22 protein-coding genes and 1 tRNA gene are annotated in these 23,139 nt (G+C 68.5%); 9 read left to right on the top strand and 14 right to left on the bottom strand.

Annotated elements, in window-relative coordinates; all coding sequences use genetic code 11:
* Window positions 1-25 precede the first annotated feature (25 nt).
* Both ACLJRL_RS10815 and ACLJRL_RS10820 read left to right on the top strand, forming a co-directional pair.
* A complete protein-coding gene (locus ACLJRL_RS10815) occupies window positions 26-952 on the top strand; it encodes a metallophosphoesterase (RefSeq protein WP_410656170.1) in 927 nt (308 codons plus the stop codon).
* 28 nt (window positions 953-980) lie between these two features.
* Window positions 981-1,054: transfer RNA gene (locus ACLJRL_RS10820), tRNA-Pro, on the top strand.
* A 180-nt stretch (window positions 1,055-1,234) separates the two neighbouring features.
* Here ACLJRL_RS10820 and ACLJRL_RS10825 read toward each other — a convergent pair.
* A complete protein-coding gene (locus ACLJRL_RS10825; protein WP_410655949.1) occupies window positions 1,235-1,936 on the bottom strand; it encodes a class I SAM-dependent methyltransferase in 702 nt (233 codons plus the stop codon).
* 39 nt (window positions 1,937-1,975) lie between these two features.
* Between ACLJRL_RS10825 and ACLJRL_RS10830 the strand changes: the two genes are divergently transcribed.
* A complete protein-coding gene (locus ACLJRL_RS10830; protein ID WP_410655950.1) occupies window positions 1,976-3,820 on the top strand; it encodes a prolyl oligopeptidase family serine peptidase in 1,845 nt (614 codons plus the stop codon).
* A 15-nt stretch (window positions 3,821-3,835) separates the two neighbouring features.
* Here ACLJRL_RS10830 and ACLJRL_RS10835 read toward each other — a convergent pair whose 3' ends face one another.
* The 6 genes from ACLJRL_RS10835 to ACLJRL_RS10860 form a co-directional block, all read right to left on the bottom strand.
* On the bottom strand, window positions 3,836-4,021 hold the full coding sequence (locus ACLJRL_RS10835) for a 2-hydroxymuconate tautomerase (protein WP_410655951.1): 186 nt from the start codon (window positions 4,019-4,021) through the stop codon (window positions 3,836-3,838).
* Window positions 4,022-4,031: 10 nt separating this feature from the next.
* Window positions 4,032-4,658 carry a TIGR03085 family metal-binding protein gene (locus ACLJRL_RS10840; protein ID WP_410655952.1) on the bottom strand — a complete coding sequence of 209 codons (627 nt, stop codon included), beginning with the start codon at window positions 4,656-4,658 and terminating at the stop codon, window positions 4,032-4,034.
* 62 nt (window positions 4,659-4,720) lie between these two features.
* Window positions 4,721-6,094: a glutamate decarboxylase gene (locus tag ACLJRL_RS10845; RefSeq protein WP_410655953.1), complete on the bottom strand. Its 1,374-nt coding sequence runs from the start codon at window positions 6,092-6,094 to the stop codon at window positions 4,721-4,723.
* Window positions 6,095-6,218: 124 nt separating this feature from the next.
* On the bottom strand, window positions 6,219-6,695 hold the full coding sequence (locus ACLJRL_RS10850; protein WP_410655954.1) for a Dps family protein: 477 nt from the start codon (window positions 6,693-6,695) through the stop codon (window positions 6,219-6,221).
* A 50-nt stretch (window positions 6,696-6,745) separates the two neighbouring features.
* Window positions 6,746-7,168, bottom strand: coding sequence for an organic hydroperoxide resistance protein (locus tag ACLJRL_RS10855; RefSeq protein ID WP_410655955.1), 423 nt, complete (start codon window positions 7,166-7,168; stop codon window positions 6,746-6,748).
* Between the two features lie 137 nt (window positions 7,169-7,305).
* A complete protein-coding gene (locus ACLJRL_RS10860; protein WP_410655956.1) occupies window positions 7,306-7,881 on the bottom strand; it encodes an NADPH-dependent FMN reductase in 576 nt (191 codons plus the stop codon).
* A 149-nt stretch (window positions 7,882-8,030) separates the two neighbouring features.
* Here ACLJRL_RS10860 and ACLJRL_RS10865 point away from each other — a divergent pair, with 149 nt between their 5' ends.
* On the top strand, window positions 8,031-9,077 hold the full coding sequence (locus ACLJRL_RS10865; protein WP_410655957.1) for an alpha/beta hydrolase: 1,047 nt from the start codon (window positions 8,031-8,033) through the stop codon (window positions 9,075-9,077).
* 114 nt (window positions 9,078-9,191) lie between these two features.
* On the opposite strand, the gene ACLJRL_RS10870 is transcribed toward ACLJRL_RS10865, so the two are convergent.
* Both ACLJRL_RS10870 and ACLJRL_RS10875 read right to left on the bottom strand, forming a co-directional pair.
* A complete protein-coding gene (locus tag ACLJRL_RS10870) occupies window positions 9,192-9,722 on the bottom strand; it encodes a hypothetical protein (protein ID WP_410655958.1) in 531 nt (176 codons plus the stop codon).
* Window positions 9,723-10,175: 453 nt separating this feature from the next.
* Complete coding sequence (locus tag ACLJRL_RS10875) at window positions 10,176-11,618, bottom strand: catalase (protein WP_410655959.1); 1,443 nt, start codon at window positions 11,616-11,618, stop codon at window positions 10,176-10,178.
* A gap of 193 nt (window positions 11,619-11,811) precedes the next feature.
* Between ACLJRL_RS10875 and ACLJRL_RS10880 the strand changes: the two genes are divergently transcribed.
* Window positions 11,812-12,951 (top strand): MFS transporter, encoded by a 1,140-nt coding sequence (locus ACLJRL_RS10880; protein WP_410656171.1) that lies wholly within the window; start codon window positions 11,812-11,814, stop codon window positions 12,949-12,951.
* A 68-nt stretch (window positions 12,952-13,019) separates the two neighbouring features.
* Here the strand turns inward: ACLJRL_RS10880 and ACLJRL_RS10885 are convergent, their stop codons facing one another.
* The gene (locus ACLJRL_RS10885) at window positions 13,020-13,391 is read right to left on the bottom strand and encodes a hypothetical protein (protein WP_410655960.1); all 372 of its coding nucleotides are present in this window, start codon (window positions 13,389-13,391) and stop codon (window positions 13,020-13,022) included.
* A gap of 62 nt (window positions 13,392-13,453) precedes the next feature.
* Entirely contained in the window at window positions 13,454-14,644 is a 1,191-nt protein-coding gene (locus ACLJRL_RS10890; RefSeq protein ID WP_410655961.1) for an RtcB family protein, read from the bottom strand.
* 240 nt (window positions 14,645-14,884) lie between these two features.
* Between ACLJRL_RS10890 and ACLJRL_RS10895 the strand changes: the two genes are divergently transcribed.
* Window positions 14,885-16,393, top strand: coding sequence for a M48 family metallopeptidase (locus tag ACLJRL_RS10895; RefSeq protein ID WP_410655962.1), 1,509 nt, complete (start codon window positions 14,885-14,887; stop codon window positions 16,391-16,393).
* Window positions 16,394-16,401: 8 nt separating this feature from the next.
* Window positions 16,402-17,508 carry a DUF4034 domain-containing protein gene (locus ACLJRL_RS10900; protein ID WP_410655963.1) on the top strand — a complete coding sequence of 369 codons (1,107 nt, stop codon included), beginning with the start codon at window positions 16,402-16,404 and terminating at the stop codon, window positions 17,506-17,508.
* A 119-nt stretch (window positions 17,509-17,627) separates the two neighbouring features.
* On the opposite strand, the gene ACLJRL_RS10905 is transcribed toward ACLJRL_RS10900, so the two are convergent.
* Together ACLJRL_RS10905 and ACLJRL_RS10910 are read right to left on the bottom strand one after the other, a co-directional pair.
* Window positions 17,628-18,671 carry an aspartate-semialdehyde dehydrogenase gene (locus ACLJRL_RS10905; protein ID WP_410655964.1) on the bottom strand — a complete coding sequence of 348 codons (1,044 nt, stop codon included), beginning with the start codon at window positions 18,669-18,671 and terminating at the stop codon, window positions 17,628-17,630.
* The gene (locus ACLJRL_RS10910; RefSeq protein ID WP_410655965.1) at window positions 18,671-19,936 is read right to left on the bottom strand and encodes an aspartate kinase; all 1,266 of its coding nucleotides are present in this window, start codon (window positions 19,934-19,936) and stop codon (window positions 18,671-18,673) included. The genes ACLJRL_RS10905 and ACLJRL_RS10910 overlap by 1 nt, the downstream gene beginning before the upstream one ends.
* Before the next feature lie 228 nt (window positions 19,937-20,164).
* Between ACLJRL_RS10910 and ACLJRL_RS10915 the strand changes: the two genes are divergently transcribed.
* Window positions 20,165-20,761: a nitroreductase family protein gene (locus ACLJRL_RS10915; protein ID WP_410655966.1), complete on the top strand. Its 597-nt coding sequence runs from the start codon at window positions 20,165-20,167 to the stop codon at window positions 20,759-20,761.
* On the opposite strand, the gene ACLJRL_RS10920 is transcribed toward ACLJRL_RS10915, so the two are convergent.
* A complete protein-coding gene (locus tag ACLJRL_RS10920; protein ID WP_410655967.1) occupies window positions 20,722-22,197 on the bottom strand; it encodes an MFS transporter in 1,476 nt (491 codons plus the stop codon). The two genes, ACLJRL_RS10915 and ACLJRL_RS10920, sit on opposite strands and share 40 nt — an antisense overlap.
* A 102-nt stretch (window positions 22,198-22,299) precedes the next feature.
* Here ACLJRL_RS10920 and ACLJRL_RS10925 point away from each other — a divergent pair, with 102 nt between their 5' ends.
* Window positions 22,300-23,139, top strand: a complete 840-nt coding sequence (locus ACLJRL_RS10925; protein WP_410655968.1) for a helix-turn-helix transcriptional regulator — start codon at window positions 22,300-22,302, stop codon at window positions 23,137-23,139.

Consider the following 23,139-nt stretch of genomic DNA (forward strand, 5'->3'; position numbering starts at 1 on the left):
CGGGGCGACGGCGCGGCGTTTGGCCGTGGGAACCGTCGCTCTCGGAGCCGCGACCCTCGGTTACGCGGTCGGCATCGAAAGGCGCCGGTGGACGCTCCGTACCGCGGAGCTCCCGGTCCTCGCCGCAGGGGCCAAGCCCTTCACGATCCTTCACATCTCGGACCTGCACATGCTCCCCGGCCATGTGAGCAAGCAACGCTGGGTAGCCGCCCTCGACGAGCTCGAACCGGACCTCGTCGTCAACACCGGTGACAACCTGTCACATCACCAGGCCGTCCCGTCCGTCCTGCGCGCCCTCGGCCCCCTGCTCAAGCGGCCCGGCGTGTTCATCTTCGGCAGCAACGACTACTACGCACCGAAGCCGAAGAACCCCGCGCGCTACCTCATGCCCAAGGGCCGGAAAAAGCGGATCCACGGCGAGCACCTGCCCTGGCGGGACCTGCGCGCCGCCTTCGTCGAACACGGCTGGACCGACCTCACCCACGTCCGCCGCACCATCGAGGTCGCCGACCAGTACGTCTTCACCGCCGGCGTCGACGACGCCCACCTGCGCCGCGACCGCTACGCCGACATCTCCGGCCCGGCCGACACCGGCGCCGCCGTCCGCATCGGCGTCACCCACTCCCCGGAACCGCGCGTCCTCGACGACTTCGCGGGCGACGGCTACGACCTCGTCCTCGCCGGCCACACCCACGGCGGACAGCTCCGCATCCCCGGCTACGGCGCGATCATCACCAACTGCGAACTCGACCGCGCCCGCGCCCGCGGCGCCTCCCGCTGGGGCGCCCAGATGTGGCTCCACGTCTCGGCCGGACTGGGCACCTCGCCCTACGCCCCCGCCCGCTTCGCGTGCCCGCCCGAGGCCAGCCTGCTGACCCTGGTCCCACGCGGTACGACCAGCGCGAATCCCCGGAAAGCAGCCCCCCGCAAAGCCCGAAACACCGTCCGCTAAACTTCTCCACGACCCACTAAGCAGTAACCGGGGTGTGGCGCAGCTTGGTAGCGTGCCTCGTTCGGGTCGAGGAGGTCGTGGGTTCGAATCCCGCCACCCCGACGTTAGATCCGTAGGGCCGTTGTGTTGGCAGAAAGCGCCGACCACAACGGCCCTAACGGCGTTTTCTGGGGGTGCAACCCCCAGGCCCCGCCCGGCGGGCTTCGCCCCCGGACCCCCATCCGTGGTCGGTTCCGTACGCGTCGAAGCTTGAGTAAGGCGTCTGGGTTGATACCGGTGCTGTCAGCGGGTGGCTAGGAGTTCTGTCCAGCATTGGGCGAAATCGCCATCGCCGGAGCGTGCCCAGGACCACGCCGAGCGGGCGGCCGAGGCGAGCTGGTCGCGGTCCGGGGTCGTCGCGGTTTCCAGCGCCGTGATCAAACGGGCCTCGACGTAGGTGGCCAGCGAGCGGTAGGTCGCGTCCGCGCGGTAACGGGTTTTCGTGCGTACGTCGGTGAAACCGGCGGCCGAGACAGCGGCGGAGATCGACCGCCCGGCGAACGGGTCACCACCCGCGCGACGGCACAGAAGATAGTGACCGCGAAGCGCCGCGTCCACGTTCGCCGTCTTCGGCCGGAGACGCGCGCGACTCCAGTCCGATGTGGACATTGCGAGCGCACCTCCCGGTTTGAGTACCCGCCGGATCTCCGCCAGAGCGGCACCGGGCTCCGTGAGATGTTCGAAGATCGCCTGCGCGAAAACGACGTCCACCGAAGCGGTGGCGAACGGCAGGGAACAGACATCGACGGTCAAGAAGTCCACTTTGGACCGTGCGTGTTCGCCACCGACACCCAGGGTGATCGAACCCGGACCGCAACCGACGTCGACGACCCACATTCCCGGCGCGAACAGCGGTTGCGCGAACACCGCACGCTCGACCGCCTGGCGCGCCGCCACCTTCGTCACCGCGTTGCGCGCGACGCCCGGCGCGTATCCCTCCAGCACTCCGCACACAGTACGGCTCCAAGGTGGCAGGATCGAGGGGTGAGCACGCAGCCAGGCAACAAATATCCGTCCGCGGTGGTCCCGGACCACCTGTTCGACGACGCCGAAGCCGAGGCCAGGTGGCGGGCACGCTTCCACGCGCCACGTATTTCGGTCCCCGAGTGGGCCATCGACGCCCCCGACGCGAACGTCTACGTCTCCAACGCCAGTGGCGTCTGGGAGGTCTACAGCTGGGACCGGGCGACCGGCGAACACCGCCGCGTCACCGACCGGCCCAACGGCACCCTGCACGCGACCCCGTCCCCGGACGGGCAGTGGATCTGGTGGTTCAACGACACCGACGGCGACGAATTCGGCTCGTGGGTCCGGGAACCCTTCGCCGCCGGGACAGCCGCCGAGCGCGCGGTTCCGGACGTCCACGACGGCTATCCCGCCGGGCTCGAGATCGGCACCCGCGTGATCGCCGTCGGCGTCTCGACCGACGACGGCAGCGCACTCTTCGCGCGGATCGACGGCGAGACCACGCGCTTCTACAGCCACGACGACGACGCCGGGATCGCGTCGCTTTCCCGCGACGAGTCCCGGCTCGCGATCTCCCATTCCGAACACGGTGATTCACGACACCCCGCGCTGCGAGTCCTTTCCACCGACGGGTTCACGACGGTCGCCGACAAGTGGGACGGCGAAGGCAAGGGCCTCGGCGCATTGGAGTTCTCGCCGGTCGCGGGCGACCAGCGACTGCTGGTGCTGCACGAGCGGCGCGGGCACGAAGAACTGCTGATCTGGGACACCGCCGTGGACACCGAGCAGGAGATCGAACTCGACCTGCCCGGCGAGGTCGTCGCGGGCTGGTACCCGGACGCGCGCGCTCTGCTGGTCGTGCACTTCCACCAGGGCCGCAGTTCCCTTCACCGGTACGAACTCGCGAGCGGCACGTTGTCCTCTTTGGACACTCCGCCGGGCCGGATCGGCGGTGCCGGCGTGCGTCCCGACGGCAGTGTCGAGTACTCGTGGTCCAGTGCCGCGCAGCCGACGGCGGTGCGCGTGCGGGCCGAGGACGGCACCGACGCGGTGCTGCTCGAACCGCCGGGCGACCGGGCGCCGGAGTCCGCTCCGGTCACCGACGCGTTCGTCGACGGGATCGGCGGGCAGATCCACGCGCTGGTCTCCCGGCCGGCCGACGCTCCGGAAGGCCCGCTTCCGACGGTCTTCTCCCTGCACGGCGGACCGCACTCGGCCGACGAGGACCGGTTCTCCGCGTATCGCGCCACCTGGCTCGACGCGGGATTCGCCGTCGTGGAGGTCAACTACCGCGGCTCGACCGGCTACGGCTCGGCGTGGCGTGACGCCATCGAAGGCCGTCCCGGCCTGACCGAACTCGAAGACGTCGCCGCCGTGCACGACTGGGCTGTCCAAAGTGGACTCACCGATCCGGCGAAATGCGTGGTGAGCGGCGCTTCCTGGGGCGGTTACCTGACGTTGCTGGCGTTGGGCACGCAGCCCGCGCGCTGGGCGGCCGGGGTCGCCGGGGTGCCTGTCGCGGACTACGTCGCCGCGTACGAGGACGAGATGGAGCAGCTCCGCTCGTTCGACCGGGCGTTGTTCGGCGGGTCGCCCGAGTCGGTACCGGCGGTGTACAAGGAATGTTCGCCGATCACCTACGTCGAGGCCGTGACGGCGCCGGTGCTGGTGCTCGCCGGGGACAACGACCCGCGATGCCCGATCCGGCAGGTCGAGAACTACCTCGACAGGCTCGCGAAGCGGGAGATCCCGTTCGAGTTCTACCGCTTCGACGCGGGCCACGGTTCGCTGGTGATCGCCGAGACCATCAAGCAGACGGCGATCGAGGTGGCCTTCGCGCAGCGCGCCGTCGGGCTGAGCTGACCCCGGCGAACAGGGTCAGCGCTCGGAGAGGAGAGTCCCGCCGGTCGCCCAGTGTTCGGCGGGAATCTCGTTGATGGTGACCCAGATACCCTCGGGGTTACCGCCGCAGGTGCGGACGAAGGCGTCGGTCACCTCGCGTACGAGGGCCTGCTTCTGTTCGGCCGTCCGGCCGGGGAACATCGAAACACTGATCATCGGCATGGGCGGAACTCTAAAGGCCGCGGTCGTGCTTCCGCAGGCGGTCGACGGCGTAGGCGTCACCCTCGAAGGTGAGCCGGGCGGCGTCGCGACCGAAGACGAACAGCAACAGTTCGATCGGCGCACCGACCACGCTCACCGTGTCCGGCCCCTCCTTCACGTGGGCCTCGCGGCCTTCGGGGGTCTTGAGGATCACGCCGACCGGCGATTTCCGCAGGTTCAGCTTCGACGCCTGCTTGACTGACTTCCACGCTGCGGCGTCGCGCGCGTTGTCGGCCTCCCGCGGCTCCCAGCCAGGCTGGCCGCGGCGGACGTCCTCGTGGTGCACCAGGAATTCCGCGCTGTTCGTCAGTTCGTCGAGCGCGCCGATCGAGGTCGGCCAGAACCACGCGGGACCGGATCGCACCTTGCCGACGACTTCGGCCCACGGCCGCGCGGCGTAGGAGTCCTGCACCCGCTGCGTGTAGGGGGCCAGCGCGGGCACCAGGATCCCGGGCGCCGCGTCCGGCCGGCGCTCACGCACCAGCAGATGTGCCGCGAGGTCCCGTGTCTTCCAGCCCGCGCACAGGGTCGGCGCGTCCGGCCCGACCTCTTCGAAAAGCTCGCTCAACGCACGACGTTCGTCTCCGGCGACTCCCATACCCTTTGACGTTACGCGCCGGTACGCCACCCGGACGAACCGCGTGACGGAGGGCACCCGGCTCAGTGATGGAACGCCGTCCGTCGTCGCGGATGGTGATCGAGCTCGGGCAGCACCCGCTTCAGGTCCGCGAGCAGCAGGTCCGCGAGGTCGTGGGTGAAACCGTTGCGCACCACGATCCTCAGCACCGCGAGATCGGTCCGGTTCTCCGGGAACGTGTACGCCGGGACCAGCCAGCCGCGCTCGCGAAGCCGCCGGGACACGTCGAAAACGTCGAAGCTCTCGACGTCCACCTTCGTCGTGAAAGCGAACACGGGCAGCTGATCGCCGCGCGTCAGCAGCTCGAACGGGCCGAGCCCGGCGATCCCGTCCGCCAGCTGGGTCGCCACATCGCGAGAAGCCTGTTGCACAGCGCGGAAACCTTCGCGCCCGAGCCGCACGAACGTGTAGTACTGCGCGGCCACCTCGGCGCCGGGCCGCGAGAAGTTCAGCGCGAATGTCGGCATGTCGCCACCGAGGTAGTTGACGTTGAACACCAGCTCCTCCGGCAACGCCTCCTTGTCGCGCCACACCACCCAGCCGACACCCGGGTAGACCAGCCCGTACTTGTGCCCGGAGGTGTTGATCGACGCCACCCTCGGCAGCTGGAAGTCCCAGACCAGCTCCGGATCGAGGAACGGCGCGATCATCGCGCCCGAAGCCCCGTCGACGTGCACGGGAATGTCCCAGCCGGACCGTTCCCGCAGCCCGTCGAGCGCGGCGGCGATCTCGGCGACCGGCTCGTAGCTACCGTCGAAAGTGGACCCGAGGATCGCGACGACGCCGATCGTGTTCTCGTCGCAGCGGGCGATCGCCTCGTCGGCCGTGAGATGGAAGCGGTCGCCGTCCATCGGCACCAGCCGCGGCTCGACCTCCCAGTACTCGCAGAACTTCTCCCAGCAGACCTGGACGTTCGCGCCCATCACCAGATTGGGTTTGCCGGTGCGCCCCAGTTTCGACCAGCGGCGTTTGAACGCCATTCCGGCGAGCATGCAGGCCTCGGACGAGCCGGTGGTGGAGCAGCCCATGATCGCGGTGGGATCGGGCGCGTGCCACAGGTCGGCGAGGATGTTCACGCAGCGCCGCTCGAGTTCCGCCGTCTGCGGATACTCGTCCTTGTCGATCATGTTCTTGTCGACGCATTCGGCCATCAGCTCGCGGGCCTGCGGCTCCATCCACGTGGTGACGAACGTGGCGAGGTTGAGCCGGGCATTGCCGTCGAGCATCAGTTCGTCGCGCACCAGCTGGAGCGCGGTGTCGGGCGGCAACGGATCCTCGGCGAGGCTGTCGTGTGGGAGACGGATACTCGCGGCGAGCGCCGGGTACGCGCCCGCGTGCAGCGGATTGGCCCCGCCCTTGCGGTCCTGGCCGGTCGCTTTTCCCTTGTGCAGCACCATGGCCCGAACCTATCCCCGGTCGCTTCCGGGGGCACGCCGCTTAGCCCGGACGTGCCATGAACGACTCGTTACTTGCAAAATTTGCAAGTAACGAGTCGTTCATGGCACGCGGGACCGGAGCGGGTCAGGCCTGCTGCGCCTGCCACATCCAGTGCGCCTTCTCGAGTTCCTGCGTGATCGCGATGAGGAGGTCCTGCGTCACCAGGTCGCTCTTGTCGGTCTCGTCGATGCGCTTGCGCAGCCGCTCGATCAGCGCCGTGAGGATGTCGACGATCGCGCCCACCGTGGCCTCGACGGACTGCCAGTTGTCGGGGTAGCCCGGCAGGCCGGAGCTCTCGACAACGGCCTTCGCCTGTCCGTTCGGCGAGACACCGATGGCGTTGGCGCGTTCGGCGACCTCGTCGGTGTACTGGCGCGCGGTGGCGACCAGTTCGTCGAGCTGCAGGTGCGCGCTGCGGAAGTTCGCGCCGACGACGTTCCAGTGAGCCTGCTTCGCGATCAGCGACAGATCCACCAGATCGACCAGCGTGGCCTGCAAGGCGTTACCGGTGATCTCCTTGTCGGCGTCGGACAGCGGACTCTTGATCGGGGACTTGCCCATGGTCGTTCCTTTCAGGGTTGCCGGTACGGGTGGACCTGCCGCGTGCGGGGTCAGACCGTCGCGGACAGCGCGACCTCGATGTTCCCGCGGGTCGCGTTCGAGTAGGGGCACACCTGGTGCGCCTGCTCGACGAGCTTGTCGGCCTGCGCCTGGTCGAGACCGGGCAGCGAGACGTTGAGCGCGACGCCGAGGCCGAAGCCGACGTCCTGCTTGAGCACGCTGACCTCGGCGGTGACGGTCGAACCGTCCAGCGTCACCTTGGCCTGGCGCGCGACGAGCTGGAGCGCGGAGTGGAAACAAGCGGAGTAGCCGGCGGCGAAGAGCTGCTCGGGGTTCGTCTTGTCACCGCCCGGTCCGCCCATCTCCTTCGGGATCGCCAACGACTCGTCGATGACGCCGTCGGAGGACGTGACCTCACCGTTGCGGCCATCGCCGCGAGCGGTCGCAACAGCGGTGTACAGAGCCTCAGCCATTCTTCGCCTACCTCCTGGATTCAAGACACGCCCCGTTGAGCGTCTCTCTGGTGCCAACGTCTCGAACCTACGAAACCTTGCCACCCCATGGCAGGCATCACGCCCGGGAATACCCGGCGGATGGATGAAACAAACGGCTAGCCGCGGGCCCGGTTGGTCGCGAACTCGGCGACCTGGCCGCCGATCAGGCGGAGCGTGCGGACGGTGCGGTCGTCGGAGGCGCCGCCGCCCTCGTCGAACTTGGTCTCGGCGGAGTTGATCGAACCGCCGAGCGGGGTGGCCCAGCCGCGTAGCGCGTGCGTGATCGTGCGCAGCTGCTCCAGTGTGGTGACCGCGGCCTGCCAGCCGAACGCGACGGCGGCGAGGCCCACCGCGCGGCCGTCGAGGTACGGGCGGTCGTCGTCACGCAGGTCCTCGACGTAGTCCAGGGCGTTCTTGACCAGTCCGGACAAGGCGCCGTGATAGCCGGGCGAGACGACGATGATCCCGTCGGCCCGGCGGATCGCCTCGACCAGCCGCACGGCCCGTTCGTGACGCTCTCCCAAGGCCGTGTCGTAGAACGGCAGCACCAGTTCGGGGCCGGTGATCAGTTCGGTGGTGACTCCGGCCTCGGCCGCACCGCCCAGCGCGATGCGCAGCGCGCGCTCGGATTGCGAGCCCTCCCGAAGAGAGCCGCCGATACCGAGGACATGAACCGCGTTCGTCGAAGTCACGCTTTCGAGGCTAACCCCTCTACTTAAGTGGAGAACCACGATCTGGAACCGAGGTCTGCGTCACACCCGTTCGTCGCAAGTGTGCTGGTCACGACTGGACGGGCTACCTACTCGTAAGTAACCTGACGAGAAGCCCCCCAGGAGGAAGCATGGCGATACCGCTCCAGATCCGTGCCGAGGCCGCGTTTTCGCAGCTCGCGTTCTGGCTCCCGAGGCCGGTCAGAAGGGCCATCGCCGGACCGCCGCTCCGTCTGGACGGACAGGAACTCGCCCTCGACGCCCAGCTCCTGCTGCGCCTGCAGAAGCTGGCGAAGGCCAGCCTGGTGCGGGGCACCGTCGAGGAGTCGCGCAGCCTGCTTTTGGCGAGCCGTCACCTGGTCAGCGGCAAGACCATCGAACCGGTAGCCACCCGGGAAGTGATCATCCCGACCGGTGACGGCGACCTCCCCGCGACGCTCTACACGCCGGCCGGGCTGCCGGATCCGTCCGGGCTTCTGGTGTTCTTCCACGGCGGCGGCTGGGTGGTCGGGAGCCGCGAATCCCACGACAACACCGTTCGCTACCTGGCGAAACAGGCGGGCGTGCGAGTTCTTTCGGTGGAGTACCGGCTCGCTCCCGAGGTGCCGTTCCCGGCTGCGACCGAAGACGCGATCACAGCGTTCGAGTACGCCTACGCGAAGGCGCGGGACCTGGGCGCCGACCCGGCTCGCATCGCCGTCGGCGGCGACAGCGCGGGCGGCAACCTGGCGGCGGTGACGGCGCAGCAGGCGGTGAAACGCGGCACCGGGGTCCCGGCGTTCCAGCTGCTGTTCTATCCGGCGACCGATTTCACCGTGCGCCGCCGTTCCCGAGAATTGTTCGCCGAAGACCTGTTCCTGACCGACTCGGACATGAGCTGGTTCGAAGCGCATTACGTGCCGAAGGGTACCGATCTGTACAACCCGAAACTTTCGCCGCTGCACGGCGACGTTTCCGGATTGCCTCCGGCATATATCGCGACGGCCGGTTTCGACCCGTTGCGCGATGAGGGTGAGGCTTATGCGGAGAAATTGCGGAAGGCCGGTGTGCCGGTCGCGCTCAGCCGCCAGCCGGACCTGATCCACGGATACATCAATTTCCTGGGTGTCGGGCAGCGGTTCCGTGAAGCCACCGCCGAAGCCGCGGGCGCCTTGCGGCTGGGCCTCGCACCCCGGTGACGGCCAAAGCCCGAGTGAGGAGAAATGTCCCCACTCGGGCTCCGGCCCCCATATTGTGGCCCGCCGCCCTGCACGGCGGAACCAGACGAATACAGGACTCGCGACTCCCGCGGTCTAGGGCGTGGGCAGTGGCACCGGCGGCAGGGGCAGCGGCGGCACGGGCAGCCCGCCGAGCAGTCCGCCGAGGATGCCGGTCACGGCCGCCAACAGGGCTTTCACCAGGTCACTGACGATCTTCAACGGTCCGGGCAGGTCCGGGAGCGAGGGGATCGGCAACGGCAGAGGCGGGAGTTGCCGCGCCTTCGCCGTCGGGTCGGCCAGCAGCCTGCTGGACTCGTCGGAGCGGCCCTTGGCCAGGTCGCCCAGCTTCTGGGTTTCGGTCTGGATCTGATAGCGCTTGCCGGCGGCGATGTCCCCGAGCACAGGGCTCAGCTTGTCCAAGTCAGCCCGCGTGCGACCGACATCGCCGGCGTAGGCCACCTTGGTCAGGCCATCTCGCATCTGCAGCACCTGCGCAGCCAGTGCCTGTGTACTCGACGACCCCTTCCCACCCTCGGTGCTAGCCGTTGCGGCGCCGGCTGAGGCCACCGCCAACAGACTGCCTGCGGCGACCGCGGCAATCGTCCGGGCAATGTTGCCTTTCATTCCCTTACCTCCTGGCCTCTGAGACCTGACGAGGTAAATCGATACCCGCCGTATCGGCCGAACACCACCCGATCACCGATTGGAACAGATTTCTAACCCTTACGTGCCGGATCCATTCTGCCGGAAGACCCTCGCAATTGATTAACGTCGAAATCTTGTCCTTCCCCCTGAAGATCATCATTATCGATTCTTTTTATGACCGGGGGTGACCGAGGGACACGGTAGGACGGTTCGTTCACTCACACCGGTGTAACCGGTGATTCTTCGCCTTCATCACTCCGTTGGACCGCGTGTCGCCACTGCTCCACTCGGGTTGTCCCCCACTCACACCCCGCCACCTGTATGGCGCAACTCGTTTCACATGCGAGTGGAGACATGGAACGCACCCGGTGCGCCGGGATGGCGCGCACCGGGTGCGTTCGTGGTGGGAGCAGCCTCTGGAGAAAGAGACGTCTACCTGGGGAAGGCGTCCGCGACCTTGTCGCCGAGGTCCTTGTCGACGTTCCGCCAGTACTCGAAGACGCGCTCGAGCACGGGCCGCGAGACGTCGTTGGAGGCGTGGCCGATGATGTTGTTCGCGAGCCGCTCACGCTGCTCGTCGTCCAGCACGTCGCGGACCAGCGTCCCCGGCTGGCCGAAGTCGTCGTCCTCCGCGTGCAGCTTGTACGCCGACCGGATGACCTCGTCCTCGACGCCGTAGCCCGACGTGGTCTCGGCGGCGATCTCCGCGTTCGCGTGCGGCCCGCCGAAGGAGTTCGGCGCGTACACCGGGTTCCCCGGGTTGCTGAAGCGCATCGCACCGTCGCGCGAGTAGCTGTTCACCGGCGACTTCGGCGCGTTGACCGGCAGCTGGGTGTAGTTCGCGCCGATCCGGTAGCGGTGCGCGTCCGGGTAGGCGAACAGGCGGCCCTGCAGCATCTTGTCCGGCGACGGGCCGATACCCGGCACCAGGTTCGACGGCTCGAACGCGGCCTGCTCGATCTCCGCGAAGTAGTTCGCCGCGTTCCGGTCGAGCACCCAGCGGCCGACCTTGATGAGCGGGTAGTCGGCCTGGGGCCACACCTTGGTCAGGTCGAACGGGTTGAAGCGGTAGTCCGCGGCGTCGGTGTAGGGCATCACCTGGACGTGCAGCGTCCAGCTGGGGTGGTTGCCCTTTTCGATGTTCTTGAACAGGTCGCGGATGTAGAAGTCCGAGTCCTCGCCGGCGATGCGGTCCGCGTCGGCCTGGGGCAGGTAGCCGATGCCCTGGTCGGTCTTGAAGTGGTACTTCACCCAGAACTTCTCGCCGCCTGCGTTCTCCCACAGGTAGGTGTGCGAGCCGTAGCCGTTCATCTCGCGCCAGTTCGACGGGATACCGCGGTCGCCCATCAGCCAGGTGACCTGGTGCGCCGACTCCGGGCGCAGCGTCCAGAAATCCCACTGGATGTCGTGGTCGCGCAGGTGGTTGTCGGCGCGCCGCTTCTGCGAGTGGATGAAGTCCGGGAACTTGATCGGGTCGCGGATGAAGAACACCGGGGTGTTGTTGCCGACGAGGTCGTAGTTGCCCTCGCTGGTGTAGAACTTCACCGCGAAACCGCGCGGGTCGCGCCAGGTGTCGGGCGAACCGTGCTCACCGGCGACGGACGAGAAGCGGGCGACGCTCTCGGTGCGCACGCCAGGCTGGAACAGCGCGGCCTTCGTGAACTGGCTGACGTCCTCGGTGACCTCGAGGAAGCCGAAGGCGCCGCCGCCCTTGGCGTGGACGACGCGCTCGGGCACGCGCTCGCGGTTGAACTGGGCGTTCTTCTCGATCAGGTAGTGGTCCTGGAGCAGGATCGGGCCATTGGCCCCCAGCGTCAGCGAGTCGTTGTCGCTCGCGACGGGGATGCCCACGTTGTTCGTGGTCGGCAAGGTCACGCCGGTGCCTCCTGTTTCGTGGTGGTACACCCACCCTCCCCTCTTATCTGGAATGAGTCAAGAAAGACCCCGCGTCGGGTGACGCCCCGCGCCGGAAATAAAGTTGCACGGGCGTACCACGTTGCGCTCTCATCGGGGTATGGCCCTCGCTCCGTACCGTCGCGTCTTAGCCGTGCCCGGAGTCCGCGGCTCGATGCTGCTGATGTTCCTGGCGCGGCTGCCGATGACGGCCATGGGCGTGACGATGACGCTGTACGTGGTCAACGACCTCGGCCGCGGCTACGGCGCCGCCGGGCTGATCGGGGCCGCCACCACGCTCGGCAGCGCGTTCGGCGCTCCGCTGGTCGGCCGGTTCGTCGACCGGTACGGGCTGCGGCCGGTGGTCGCGATCTGCGGACTGGGCTCGACGGCGTTCTGGATCAGCTCGCCACATCTCTCGTACGCGACGCTCGTGGTGGTCGCGCTCCCGGCCGGGATCCTCTCGGTACCGGCCGGCACGCTCGCGCGGCTGGTGCTCACCGCGCTGGTCCCGGTGGAGCAACGGCGGGCGGCGTACTCGCTGGACACCATCCTGGTGGAGGCGTCGTTCATGATCGGGCCGTCGGCCGGGATCATGGCGATCACCCAGCTGCCCGCGGTCTACGCGCTCACGGGTATCGGTGTCTGCTTCGCGGTGTCCGCGACGCTGATCTACTGGTCGAACCCGCCGATCCGCGCCGAGGCCGACACCGAGGTGTTCACCGGCGAGCGGCCGAAGGTGCGGAGCTGGCTGACCGGACGGCTCGTGATGGCGATGTTCATCGGCGCGGGCGCGTTGTTCTGCCTGGTCGGGATGGAACTCGCGGCGCTGGCGACGGTGCGGGCGAGTGGCGACATCGCCTGGTCCGGCCTGCTGATCACGTTGATGTGCATCGCGTCGGTCATCGGCGGGGCGATCCACGGCGCGGTACGACGGTCACTCTCGCAGGGCGCGCTGATGGTGCTGCTCGCGGTGCTCACCTTGCCGGTCGGCCTGGTCGACCAGCCGTGGTGGCTGCTGGCGATCGTGCTGTTCCCCAGCAACCTGCTGTGCGCGCCGACGCTCGCGGCGAGCACCGAGACGGTCAGCGCCGCGGCTCCGGCGAGGGTGCGGGGCGAGGCGATGGGCCTGCTGGACGCGGCCTCGCGGATCGGGCTGGCGATCGGGAGCCCGATCATCGGGTTCGTCATCGACCATTCGAGCCCGGGCTGGGGTTTCGCCGCTTCCGGGCTGGGGGCGCTGGCGATCGCGTCGATCGGCCTGTTCTGGCGCCGGTCGCGGACCCCTGAGCGCGTCCCGGCCCTGGTGTCCTGACCGAATGCGTTCGTCCTCTAGTTGCGGTCAATGCGTGTGCATCTAGCGCAACTAGAGGACTAAACGCGTTAGGCGCAGACCTTGCGGAGGGCGTCGACCCGGTCGATGTTGCGCTTGGTCCAGTCCGCGATCTTGCCCGCGTCGTTGATGTTCTCCTTCTGGACCTGCAGGTACGAGTCGGCCATGCCGGTGAGCGCGCCCGCCACGTTCTGCTCGCCGACGCTGGTCGCCAGCTCGCGCAGCCGCTTCTCCTTGTCCGCGGCCCGCTCCTTGAGCGTGGCCGGGTCCGGGTTGAGGTCGACGAGGCTGAGTGCCTCGGCGCACGCACCGACCTTGGTCGCGGCCTTGTCCGTCTGGTCGACGGCGTTCGTGATCTCGCTGCAGCCCGCCAGCGTCAGCCCGGCGGCCGCCAGCAGCGCCGCGATTCCCAACCTCTTCATGAAATCCAGGGTAGCGATTTCGCGGGTGGTATGTCGGGTTCCCCCGGCACACCACCCCCGAATCACCCCTTCACACAAACGACCTGCTTGAGATGAGCGACCACCTCGACGAGGTCGGTCTGCGCCTTGATGACCGTTTCGATGTCCTTGTACGCGGCCGGGATCTCGTCCACCACACCGGAGTCCTTGCGGCATTCCACGCCGGCGGTCTGCGCGGCGAGGTCGTCGGCGGTGAACAGCTTCTTGGCCTTGTTCCGCGACATCCGGCGGCCCGCACCGTGCGACGCGGACTGGAACGACGCGGAGTTCCCGAGCCCGCGCACGATGTACGAACCGGTCCCCATGCTCCCCGGGATGATCCCGAGGTCGCCCGAACCCGCCCGGATCGCGCCCTTCCGGGTCACCAGCAGTTCGACGTCGTCGTAGGTCTCTTCGGCGACGTAGTTGTGGTGGCAGGAGATCGCGTCGCCGAACGTGGTCTGCGGGACGACGTCCTTGAGCGCCTGCTTCACCAGCGCGACCATCGTGGCACGGTTACGCGCCGCGTAGTCCTGCGCCCAGAACAGGTCTCGCCGGTACGCCTGCATTTCCGGCGTGCCCGCGACGAACACCGCGAGGTCCGGATCCGGCAGGTCCGCGTTGTGCGGCAGCTTCCGCGCGACGGCCATATGGCGTTCCGCGAGTTCCTTGCCGATGTTGCGCGAACCCGAGTGCAGCATCAGCCAGACGCGGCCTTCGTCTTCGCCGCCCTGTTCGAGGCAGACCTCGATGAAGTGGTTACCGCCACCGAGGCTCCCGATCTGGCGCGCCGCGCGGTCGTGCAATTCCTGGACACCGGTGTGCAGGTCGCCGAAGGACTTCCAGAAGGCGTCCCAGCCACCGACACCGTGCACCTTCGCCGGGTTCACCGGCGTCTTGTGCAGGCCGAAACCGACCGGTACGGCCGATTCGATCCGGCGGCGCAGCTTCAGCAGGTCGTCGGGCAGGTCGGCGGCGGTGAGCGAGGTCCGTACCGCGCTCATCCCGCAGCCGATGTCCACGCCGACGGCGGCCGGGGAGACGGCGTCACGCATGGCGATCACGCTGCCGACGGTCGCGCCCTTGCCGTAGTGGACGTCGGGCATGACCGCGACGCCGTGCACCCACGGCAGGTTGGCGACGTTGTGCAGCTGTCGCATGGCTTGATCCTCGACCGATGCGGGGTCTGCCCACATCCGGATCGGAACCCGTGCGCCTTCGACCGCCGTGTACATGACTTTCCCTTTCGTGGACTACGTTATGCCGTCACTGAGCATGCACCCGGCGACAACTCCGGACAAGGGAATTACCGCTATCCACAATGGACAGTCCACACGCGACCATCGTCCGTGAGGTGATGTTCATCGCGATGCCTTCGATCGTATTCGAAAAGTGATCGGTCGCGGCGGGTGGTTCGGGCACAATGAGCGCTCGGTGTCGGGGGTACACCAACTCTGGGGAAGGTCCGTTTCACAGTGAAGTCTTTTCGTGGGCTGCTCGCTGCCGTCCTGCTGGCCGGGTTCCCGCTGCTCGTGCTGGCGTTCGTGGGCGGGATCGTGGCGCTCGAGGTGCTGGCGTTGCAGCACAACATCTTCGCGGCGGTGAAGCTCGGCATCATCACCGTTCCGGTCGGGTGGATCCTGCTCAAGACCCTGCTCACGGTCGAGCGGGCGACCGATGACGACGTACCCGGTGTCGCGGTGACACCGGAGAACCAGCCCGCGCTCTGGGCGCTGGTCCGTGAACTGGCGGACGAGGCGGGCACCAGGCCGCCGGACGAGATCTACCTCGACGCGGACGTCAACGCCGCGGTCGCCGAGCGGACCTCATGGCTCGGGCTGCGGGTGCTGCGCCGCCGGATGGTCATCGGCGTCCCGCTGATCATGGGCCTGCGCCAGGACCAGTTCCGCGCGGTGCTGGCCCACGAACTGGGGCACTACAGCAACAAGGACACCCGCTTCTCCGCACTGACCTATCGCGGGCGCAAGTCCATCGCGCGAGTGGTCAGCGGCCTCGGCCGCGACGGCTACTTCGAACGCTTCGTCGGCTGGCTTTTCGGGCTGTACGCGAAGCTGTATTTCGCCGTCTCGATGAGTGTCTGCCGTGCTCAGGAAATCGCCGCCGACACGGTTTCGGCGCGTCTCGCCGGTACCGAAGCGGCGACCTCGGCGCTGCGTGAGATCGAAGCGCTGGCCGTCACCTGGCGGTTCTTCATGAACAACTACGCGGCTGTGGGCTGGGACGCGGGCTACCTCCCCGACCGGTTCGGCGAGGGCTACCGAGCGCTGCTCACCGACCCGACCAGGGCCGGGCAGATGGAGGAGATGCGGCAGAACCCGTCGGACGAGCCGACCTCGCGCTGGGACACGCACCCGGCCACCCAGGACCGCGTCGCGAAGCTCGATGCCGCCCCGCGGGTGCCGGTCCGTCAAGGCGGCGGAGGTCCCGCGACCGAGTTGCTGACCGGCGCCGAGAAGATGCTCGACGAGGCGTTGTTCACCGTGTTCTCCGACGAGGCGCACACGAAGCGACGGACCGACTGGGAATCGCTGGTCGCGATCGGCCGCCGTCACGTCGCGTCCGGCGCGGCCGCCGAGATCCTCGGCGAACGCACCCTCGACATGGCCCTCGACCTGCTCGACGCGGGCAGGCACGAAGAGCTCGCCGACCCCTCCGACACCGACGAGCAGCCGCCCGCCGGAGCGGGTGCCCGTGCCCGGCGCGAGTTCGCCGCCGTCTCCGTGCGCCGCCGGCTGGGTGTCGTGGTCTACGCGGCGCTCACCGACGTCGGGGTGGCGCGGTGGTCGCTGTCCTGGTCCGGGCCGGCGCCGTTCACCCTGGACGAGCCGTTCAAGGACCGGCTTTCGCCGGCGCTCGACAAGGCCACCTCGGCCGAATCCGACACCGCGCCGCTGCGCGCGCTGCTGACGGCCGCCGGGGTGTCCACCGGCTACCGGCCGTCTCCCACTCTTGTTCGAAACTAGGAGTTCTCATGCTTTGGCTGCTCAAATCCCGTGAACGGAAGGCCGTCTTCGCCCTGATGAAGGAGGCGAAGCGACGCGGCATCAGCGTCGACGAACTCACCGACGTGATGACGCCGGAAGAGCTCGCCGCGATGCTGCCGCCGGAGAAGTCCAAGTTCAAGGGCAAGATCCCGGACGTCACGCGGTGGGGTCTTCCCGCCGACGGCGAGGTGTCGACCGAGAGCTACTGGACGGACCGGGAAGTCCTGGCCGTTCAGGAGTCGACCGCCCGCGGCGAGTGGGAAGGCGCCGCGGCGCTGCTGGCGTCGACCTGGGGGAACTGGGACCGGCGCAGCACGGTGAACGGTGCGCTCGGCGAAGCGGCCGCGAACGAAGACGGCTGGCTGCGGGCGTGGCGCAAGGCCCGCCCCGGCGACCCGGGCGCGGCGCTCGTCAACGCCGAATCGCTGGTGCACGTGGCGTGGGAGGTGCGCAGCGGGCTCCAGGCGAAACACGTCACCGAGGAGCAGTTCGCCGCGTTCTTCCGGGTCCTCGAACAGGCGGAAGAAGCCGTGCGTGAGGCGTCCGCGCTCGCTCCCCAGGACCCGACGCCGTGGGTGACCGCGCTCGCGATCGCGATGGGGCGGCAGTACGAGAACGACCAGTACCGCGAGATCTGGGCGGAACTCGCCGCGCGCGACCCGCAGCACCGCGGGGCGCACACCCGGGCGCTGCAGTACTGGTGCCCGAAGTGGTTCGGCTCGGACGAGCTGATGTGGGAGTTCGCCGGGACCGCCGCGGCGAAATCGCCGAAGCTGGCTCCGCTGCTGCTGATCGCCGCGCACGAATCCGAGCACCGGGACGTGCCCGTCTGGCGTGATCCTCGCGTCGCCGGCGCACTCGACGGAATCGTGGCCTGGCTCAACGGCGAAGGGCGCGACCACCCGGCGACGCGGTCAGATCGCGCGTACGCGGCGAAAGCGCTTGTGGAGAACGGGCGCTTCGACGAGGCCGTCGAGCAGTTCCGGCACCTGGGGACGCGGGCCGACGGCGGGATGTGGGCCTACAGCGGAGACGCGAAGGGCGAGTTCCTCGCTACGCGGTACGCGGCCTGCTTCGGCGCCACCCAACCCTGACGCAAGTAGTCCTCTAATTGCGTGGGACCCGACGGTCCGTGAAGGCCTCCTTGAGGGACTCTGAGTCCCTCAAGGAGGCCTTCACGGACTTTGCTGTCGTGACGCGCGGAGCCCGGGTGTCAGGAGTTCGCGGCGATGAGTTCGGCGATCTGGACGGCGTTGAGGGCGGCGCCCTTGCGCAGGTTGTCGTTCGACAGGAACAGCGCCAGGCCGCGTCCGCCTTCGACACCCGGGTCCGTCCGCAGACGACCGACGTAGGACGGGTCCTGGCCGGCGGCCTGCAGCGGGGTCGGGATGTCCGAAAGTTCCACGCCGGGAGCGCCGGTCAGCAGTTCGGTCGCGCGGGCGACCGAAAGGGCCTGCGAGAACTCGGCGTTGATCGAGATCGAGTGCCCTGAGAACACCGGCACGCGCACACAGGTGCACGACACCCGAAGCTCCGGGATGCTCAGGATCTTGCGGCTCTCGTTGCGGAACTTCTTCTCTTCGTCCGTCTCGAACTCGCCATCGTCCACAATGGACCCGGCGAGCGGGAGCACGTTGTGCGCGATGGGCCGCGCGTACTTCTGCGGCTCGGGGAACTTCACCGCCGCACCGTCGTGGGTCAGCGCGCCCGCGTTCGGCGCCGCCGCGGCCAGCTGGCCTTCCAGCTCCTCGACACCGGCGAGCCCGCTGCCGGAGACCGCCTGGTAGGTGCTGGCGATCAGCCGCACCAGACCGGCCTCGGCGTGCAGCGGCTTGAGCACCGGCATCGCGGCCATCGTGGTGCAGTTGGGGTTCGCGATGATCCCCTTGCGCGCTTCCTTGATCGCCTCCGGGTTGACCTCGCTGACCACCAGCGGGACGTCCGGGTCCATCCGCCACGCGGAAGAGTTGTCGATCACCGTGGCACCGGCCGCGGCGAACCGCTCGGCCTGCGCCTTCGAGGTCGAGCCACCGGCGGAGAACAGCGCGATGTCCAAACCGGACGGATCCGCGGTCGTCGCGTCCTCGATAACGATTTCCTCGTCCTGCCAAGGAAGCTTCGAACCGGCGGACCGCGCCGAAGCGAAGTACCGCATCTCGGCGACGGGGAAACCCCGTTCGGCCAGCAGACGGCGCATCACGCCACCGACCTGGCCGGTCGCCCCGACGACTCCTACCCGCAATCCGTTCGTGGCCATCAGCGCCCACTCCCCGCGTAGACGACGGCTTCTTCATCGCCGCCGAGTTCGAATGCATCGTGGATCGCGCGCACCGCGTCGTCGAGCTGCGCGTCCCGGATCAGGACCGAGATCCGGATTTCCGAGGTATTGATGATCTCGATGTTCACGCCCGACTGGGCGAGCGCCTCGCAGAAGGTCGCCGTGACACCGGGGTGCGAACGCATCCCCGCGCCGACGAGCGACACCTTGCCGACGTGGTCGTCGTAGAGGACCGACTCGAAACCGATGTCGCCCTTGATCTTTTCCAGCGACTGCACGGCTTTCGCCCCGTTGGCCTTCGACAGCGTGAAGGTGATGTCGGTCCGGCCGGAGGAAGTGCTCGACACGTTCTGCAGCACCATGTCGATGTCGATCTCGTTGTCGGCGATCACCCGGAAGATCTTGGCCGCGGCACCGGCGTGGTCCGGCACGCCGGTCACCGTGATCTTGGCTTCGGAGCGGTCGTGCGCCACACCGGTGATCAACGCTTGTTCCACGGGGATCTCCTCGATAGAACCGGTCACCGTGGTGCCCGGCTTGTCACTGTAGGAAGAACGGACTCGGATCGGGACGCCGTAGCGGCGCGCGTATTCCACCGAGCGCAGGTGCAGGATCTTCGAACCGCTCGCGGCGAGCTCCAGCATCTCCTCGTAGGCGATGGTGTCGAGCTTGCGGGCGTCGGGCACGACCCGGGGATCGGCGGTGTACACACCGTCCACATCGGAATAGATCTCGCAGACGTCGGCGTTCAGCGCCGCGGCCAGCGCGACGGCGGTGGTGTCCGAACCGCCGCGGCCGAGCGTGGTGATGTCCTTGGTGTCCTGGGACACGCCCTGGAAACCCGCCACCAGCGCGATGTAGCCCTGGTCGAGGGCTTCGGTGACGCGGCTGGGGCTGACGTCGATGATCCGCGCGTTGCCGTGCACCGACGTCGTCACGACACCGGCCTGCGAACCGGTGAACGACCACGCCTCCGCGCCCTGCGCCGAGATCGCCATGGCGACGAGCGAGTTGGAGATGCGTTCACCCGCGGTGAGCAGCATGTCCATCTCACGCTCCGGCGGCGCCGGGTTGACCTGCTGTGCCAGGTCGAGCAGCTCGTCCGTCGTGTCGCCCATGGCGGAGCAGACGACGACCACGTCGTTGCCCGCCTTCTTGGTGGCGACGATGCGTTCCGCGACACGTTTGATCCGGTCGGCACTTTCCAGCGACGAACCGCCGTACTTCTGGACCACGAGGGCCACGCCCGAACCTCCTCGACGGGCCGGGCGGCTCCATGGTGGGCACCAAAGGAGCCCCCGCGTCCCTTATTTGGGCGAAAGCCTACCGGGGTCACGCACGCTCGCCACCCTCGTAAGTGGTCCTGACCACTAGTTCGAGGACTCCTGGAAGTAAATCTTCCTTAACACCAACGAAATAGTCGGAGGCCTTTCACTTTAGTGACGGAGAGCACCCCTTGTTATCGTCCGCCAATGCACAAACCCGCCCGGACGAGTACTCCGATCGCGTCGATCATGGCCGCACGCTGGAGCCCGCGCGCCTACGACGAGTCAGCCACCGTCACCGAGGAGCAGCTCCGCGCGCTGCTCGAGGCGGCTCGATGGGCGCCCTCGTTCGGCAACACCCAGCCCGCCCGCTACCTCGTCGGCCTGCGGGGGACGCCGTCGTTCGACCGGATCCTCTCGACGCTCAACTCGGGTAACCGCGCGTGGGCACGGCGCGCCGGTCTGCTGCTGATCGGTGTGATGGTCACCACGAACGAAAAGGGCGACGTCCCCTACGCGGAGTACGGGCTGGGGCTGGCGAGCGAGAACCTCGTGCTCCAGGCCGTCGATCTCGGCCTGATCGCGCATCAGATGGCCGGCTTCTCGGCCGAGGCGGCCAAGGACTTCTTCGGGCTCCCCGACGACGTGATCCCCAAGGTCGCCATCGCCGTCGGCTCGCCCGCGGACCCCTCGGTGCTCGAAGAGGACTGGCGGATCGAGCGCGAGAAGGCACCGCGGGAGCGGGTCCCGCTGGCGAAGTTCGCCTACTCGGACGTCTGGGGCACGAGCGCCTTCTCCGAGTAGGAGAGCCAGCGCAGGGCGAGGCCCCCGAGGGCGAGGTGCAGCACGCTCAGCACCCCGGCCACGGTGTGCAGCCCGGTGACGAAGGCCTCCTTTGCCTGCGCCACGACTCCGGGCACCAGGCCGGGGAGGTTCAGCGTCTCGTCGAGGGTGGGGGCGAGATCGGGGCCGCTCAGCCGGAACACCAGGGCGGCGAGTGAGCCCATGAGCGCGATCCCCAGCGCGTTGCCGATCTCGTTGCTGGTCTCGGCGATCGCGCCCGCGGCTCCCGCCCGCTCGGGCGGCACCGCGGCGACGGCCGTGTCGGCCACGATGCTGAACGAGATGCCGTAGCCGACACCGGCGACCACCGTGGAGGCGATGTACCAGCCTGCCCCGCCGTCGACGCCGGTCATGAGCAGCAACAGCAGGCCGAGGGCGATGGAGAAGTGGCATCCGGCCAGCGCCGCGCGCTTGCCGACGCGCTCGACCAGCGCCGGGGTGACGACGCACATGACCGTCAAGACGGCCGCCCCGGGCAGTGCCAGCAGGGCCGCGTGCAGGACGGGAAGGCCGAGGACGGACTGCAGGTGGATACCCGCCAGGTAGGCGGCCGCCGACCACGCCGCCAGCGGCAGCAGCCCGGTGATGATCGCGATCGTGAAGACCCGGTCGCGGAACAGGGAGAAGTCGATCAGCGGGTGTTCGAGACTCCGCTGACGCCGGACGAACCACACCAGCAGACCGGCTCCGGCGATCCCCGCGGCCACCGCGATGAACGACAGGCCCTCCGCGGCGGCGTGCTTGACGGAGTAGATCGAGAGCAGCAGGCCGACGGCGGAGAGCACCACGCTCGGCACATCGACGCGGCCCGAGCCGGTGGGCCGGACCTCCCGCAGCAACACCGGCGCGAGCACCAGGAACACCGCGATGACAGGCAGGTTGACCAGGAACACCGAGCCCCACCAGAACCGCTCCAGCAGGACACCGCCGACGATCGGCCCGATCGCGAAACCGGCGGCGAACGCGGCGGCGAAGATGCCGATGGCCCGTGCCCGTCGCCGCGGGTCGGGGAAGAGTTCGCTCAGCACGGCCAGCGCGGACGGCAGCAGCGTCGCGCCCGCCAGACCCATGAGCGCGCGGAACGCGATGAGCAGTTCCGGAGTCGGGGCGAACGCCGCGCCCGCGGAGGCCACGCCGAAGAGCGTGGCGCCGATCATCAGCAGTTTCAGCCTGCCGTACCGGTCGCCGAGGGCACCGAACGCGATCAGCAGGGAGCCGACGGCGAATCCGTAGACGTCCAGGATCCACAACGCCTGGTCGGCGCCCGGGGTGAGCGCCTGGCCGATGCGGGGCATCGCGAGAAACAGGATCGATCCGTCCATGGAGACCAGGAGGACCGGGCAGAGGATCACGAGGAGGCCGAACCAGGCGCGCGGGCCGGGCGTTCGAGAAGTCATGACGTCGACGGTGTGGCACCGCGCGCCAGGCGACCATCCCCTTGCCGTGGGTAGACCCAGCAGGTACACCCACGAGCCATGCGGGGAACTTAGGCTCGTGGCGTGGAGAGTCTCGGTGGGTACCTGAAGAGCCGGCGTGACCGGGTGACGCCGGCCGAGATCGGCCTGCGCACCTACGGCACCTCACGCCGTGTGCCGGGCCTGCGCCGGGAGGAACTCGCCCAGCTCGCCGGGGTGAGCGCCGGCTACTACACGCGTCTGGAGCAGGGCCTGGCCGAGACGGCCTCCCAGCAGGTACTCGACGCGCTGGCCCGGGCGCTGAACCTCGACCAGGTCGAGACCGTCCACCTGCACAATCTCGCCCGGCAGCCCGCCATGCCCCGGCTGTCCGACCCGGGCCCGGAGCAGCCGCACACCCGCGTTCTCGCGCTGCTGGAGAACCTCGGCGAGGCCATGCCCGCCCTCGTCCTCGGGCGGCGTGGCGACGTCCTCGCCTGGAACCACTCCGGGCACGCGCTCATGGCCGAACACCTCGACTTCGACGCGCCGCAGAACGCCGAGGAGCGCCCGTCCGTGCCGCGGATGTTCTTCCTCGACCCGCTCACCCGCGACCTGTACCGCAACTGGGCCGAGCTCGCCCGGATCCACGTCGCCTACCTGCGGCTCACCGCGGGCCGGTATCCCACGGACGCCCGGCTGGCCGGGCTCATCGGCGAACTGTCGATGCGCAGCGACGACTTCGCGACGCTGTGGGCGACTGGCGACGTCGCCGACTGCACCGTCGGGGCCATGCACCTGCTGCACCCCACCGCCGGCACGCTGAGCGTCGACTATCAGGTGTGGCTGCAGCCCGACAGCCCCGATCACCGGCTCGAGATCTATACGCCGAACGACCCGGGTTCCGCCGACACCCTGCGGGTCGTGAGTGATTCGGGGTCGTGA

The sequence above is a fragment of the Amycolatopsis sp. lyj-112 genome, assembly GCF_046549055.1.
Lineage (GTDB): Bacteria > Actinomycetota > Actinomycetes > Mycobacteriales > Pseudonocardiaceae > Amycolatopsis.

Coding starts and splice junctions, on each gene's coding strand:
- ACLJRL_RS10890 (WP_410655961.1), bottom strand. CDS start 14,644: ATGTACACGGCGGTCGAAGGCGCACGGGTTCCGATCCGGATGTGGGCA.
- ACLJRL_RS10920 (WP_410655967.1), bottom strand. CDS start 22,197: ATGACTTCTCGAACGCCCGGCCCGCGCGCCTGGTTCGGCCTCCTCGTG.
- ACLJRL_RS10865 (WP_410655957.1), top strand. CDS start 8,031: ATGGCGATACCGCTCCAGATCCGTGCCGAGGCCGCGTTTTCGCAGCTC.
- ACLJRL_RS10850 (WP_410655954.1), bottom strand. CDS start 6,695: ATGGGCAAGTCCCCGATCAAGAGTCCGCTGTCCGACGCCGACAAGGAG.
- ACLJRL_RS10905 (WP_410655964.1), bottom strand. CDS start 18,671: ATGGCCACGAACGGATTGCGGGTAGGAGTCGTCGGGGCGACCGGCCAG.
- ACLJRL_RS10880 (WP_410656171.1), top strand. CDS start 11,812: ATGCTGCTGATGTTCCTGGCGCGGCTGCCGATGACGGCCATGGGCGTG.
- ACLJRL_RS10900 (WP_410655963.1), top strand. CDS start 16,402: ATGCTTTGGCTGCTCAAATCCCGTGAACGGAAGGCCGTCTTCGCCCTG.
- ACLJRL_RS10840 (WP_410655952.1), bottom strand. CDS start 4,658: ATGGGAGTCGCCGGAGACGAACGTCGTGCGTTGAGCGAGCTTTTCGAA.
- ACLJRL_RS10870 (WP_410655958.1), bottom strand. CDS start 9,722: ATGAAAGGCAACATTGCCCGGACGATTGCCGCGGTCGCCGCAGGCAGT.
- ACLJRL_RS10855 (WP_410655955.1), bottom strand. CDS start 7,168: ATGGCTGAGGCTCTGTACACCGCTGTTGCGACCGCTCGCGGCGATGGC.
- ACLJRL_RS10885 (WP_410655960.1), bottom strand. CDS start 13,391: ATGAAGAGGTTGGGAATCGCGGCGCTGCTGGCGGCCGCCGGGCTGACG.
- ACLJRL_RS10835 (WP_410655951.1), bottom strand. CDS start 4,021: ATGCCGATGATCAGTGTTTCGATGTTCCCCGGCCGGACGGCCGAACAG.
- ACLJRL_RS10915 (WP_410655966.1), top strand. CDS start 20,165: ATGCACAAACCCGCCCGGACGAGTACTCCGATCGCGTCGATCATGGCC.
- ACLJRL_RS10845 (WP_410655953.1), bottom strand. CDS start 6,094: ATGGTGCTGCACAAGGGAAAAGCGACCGGCCAGGACCGCAAGGGCGGG.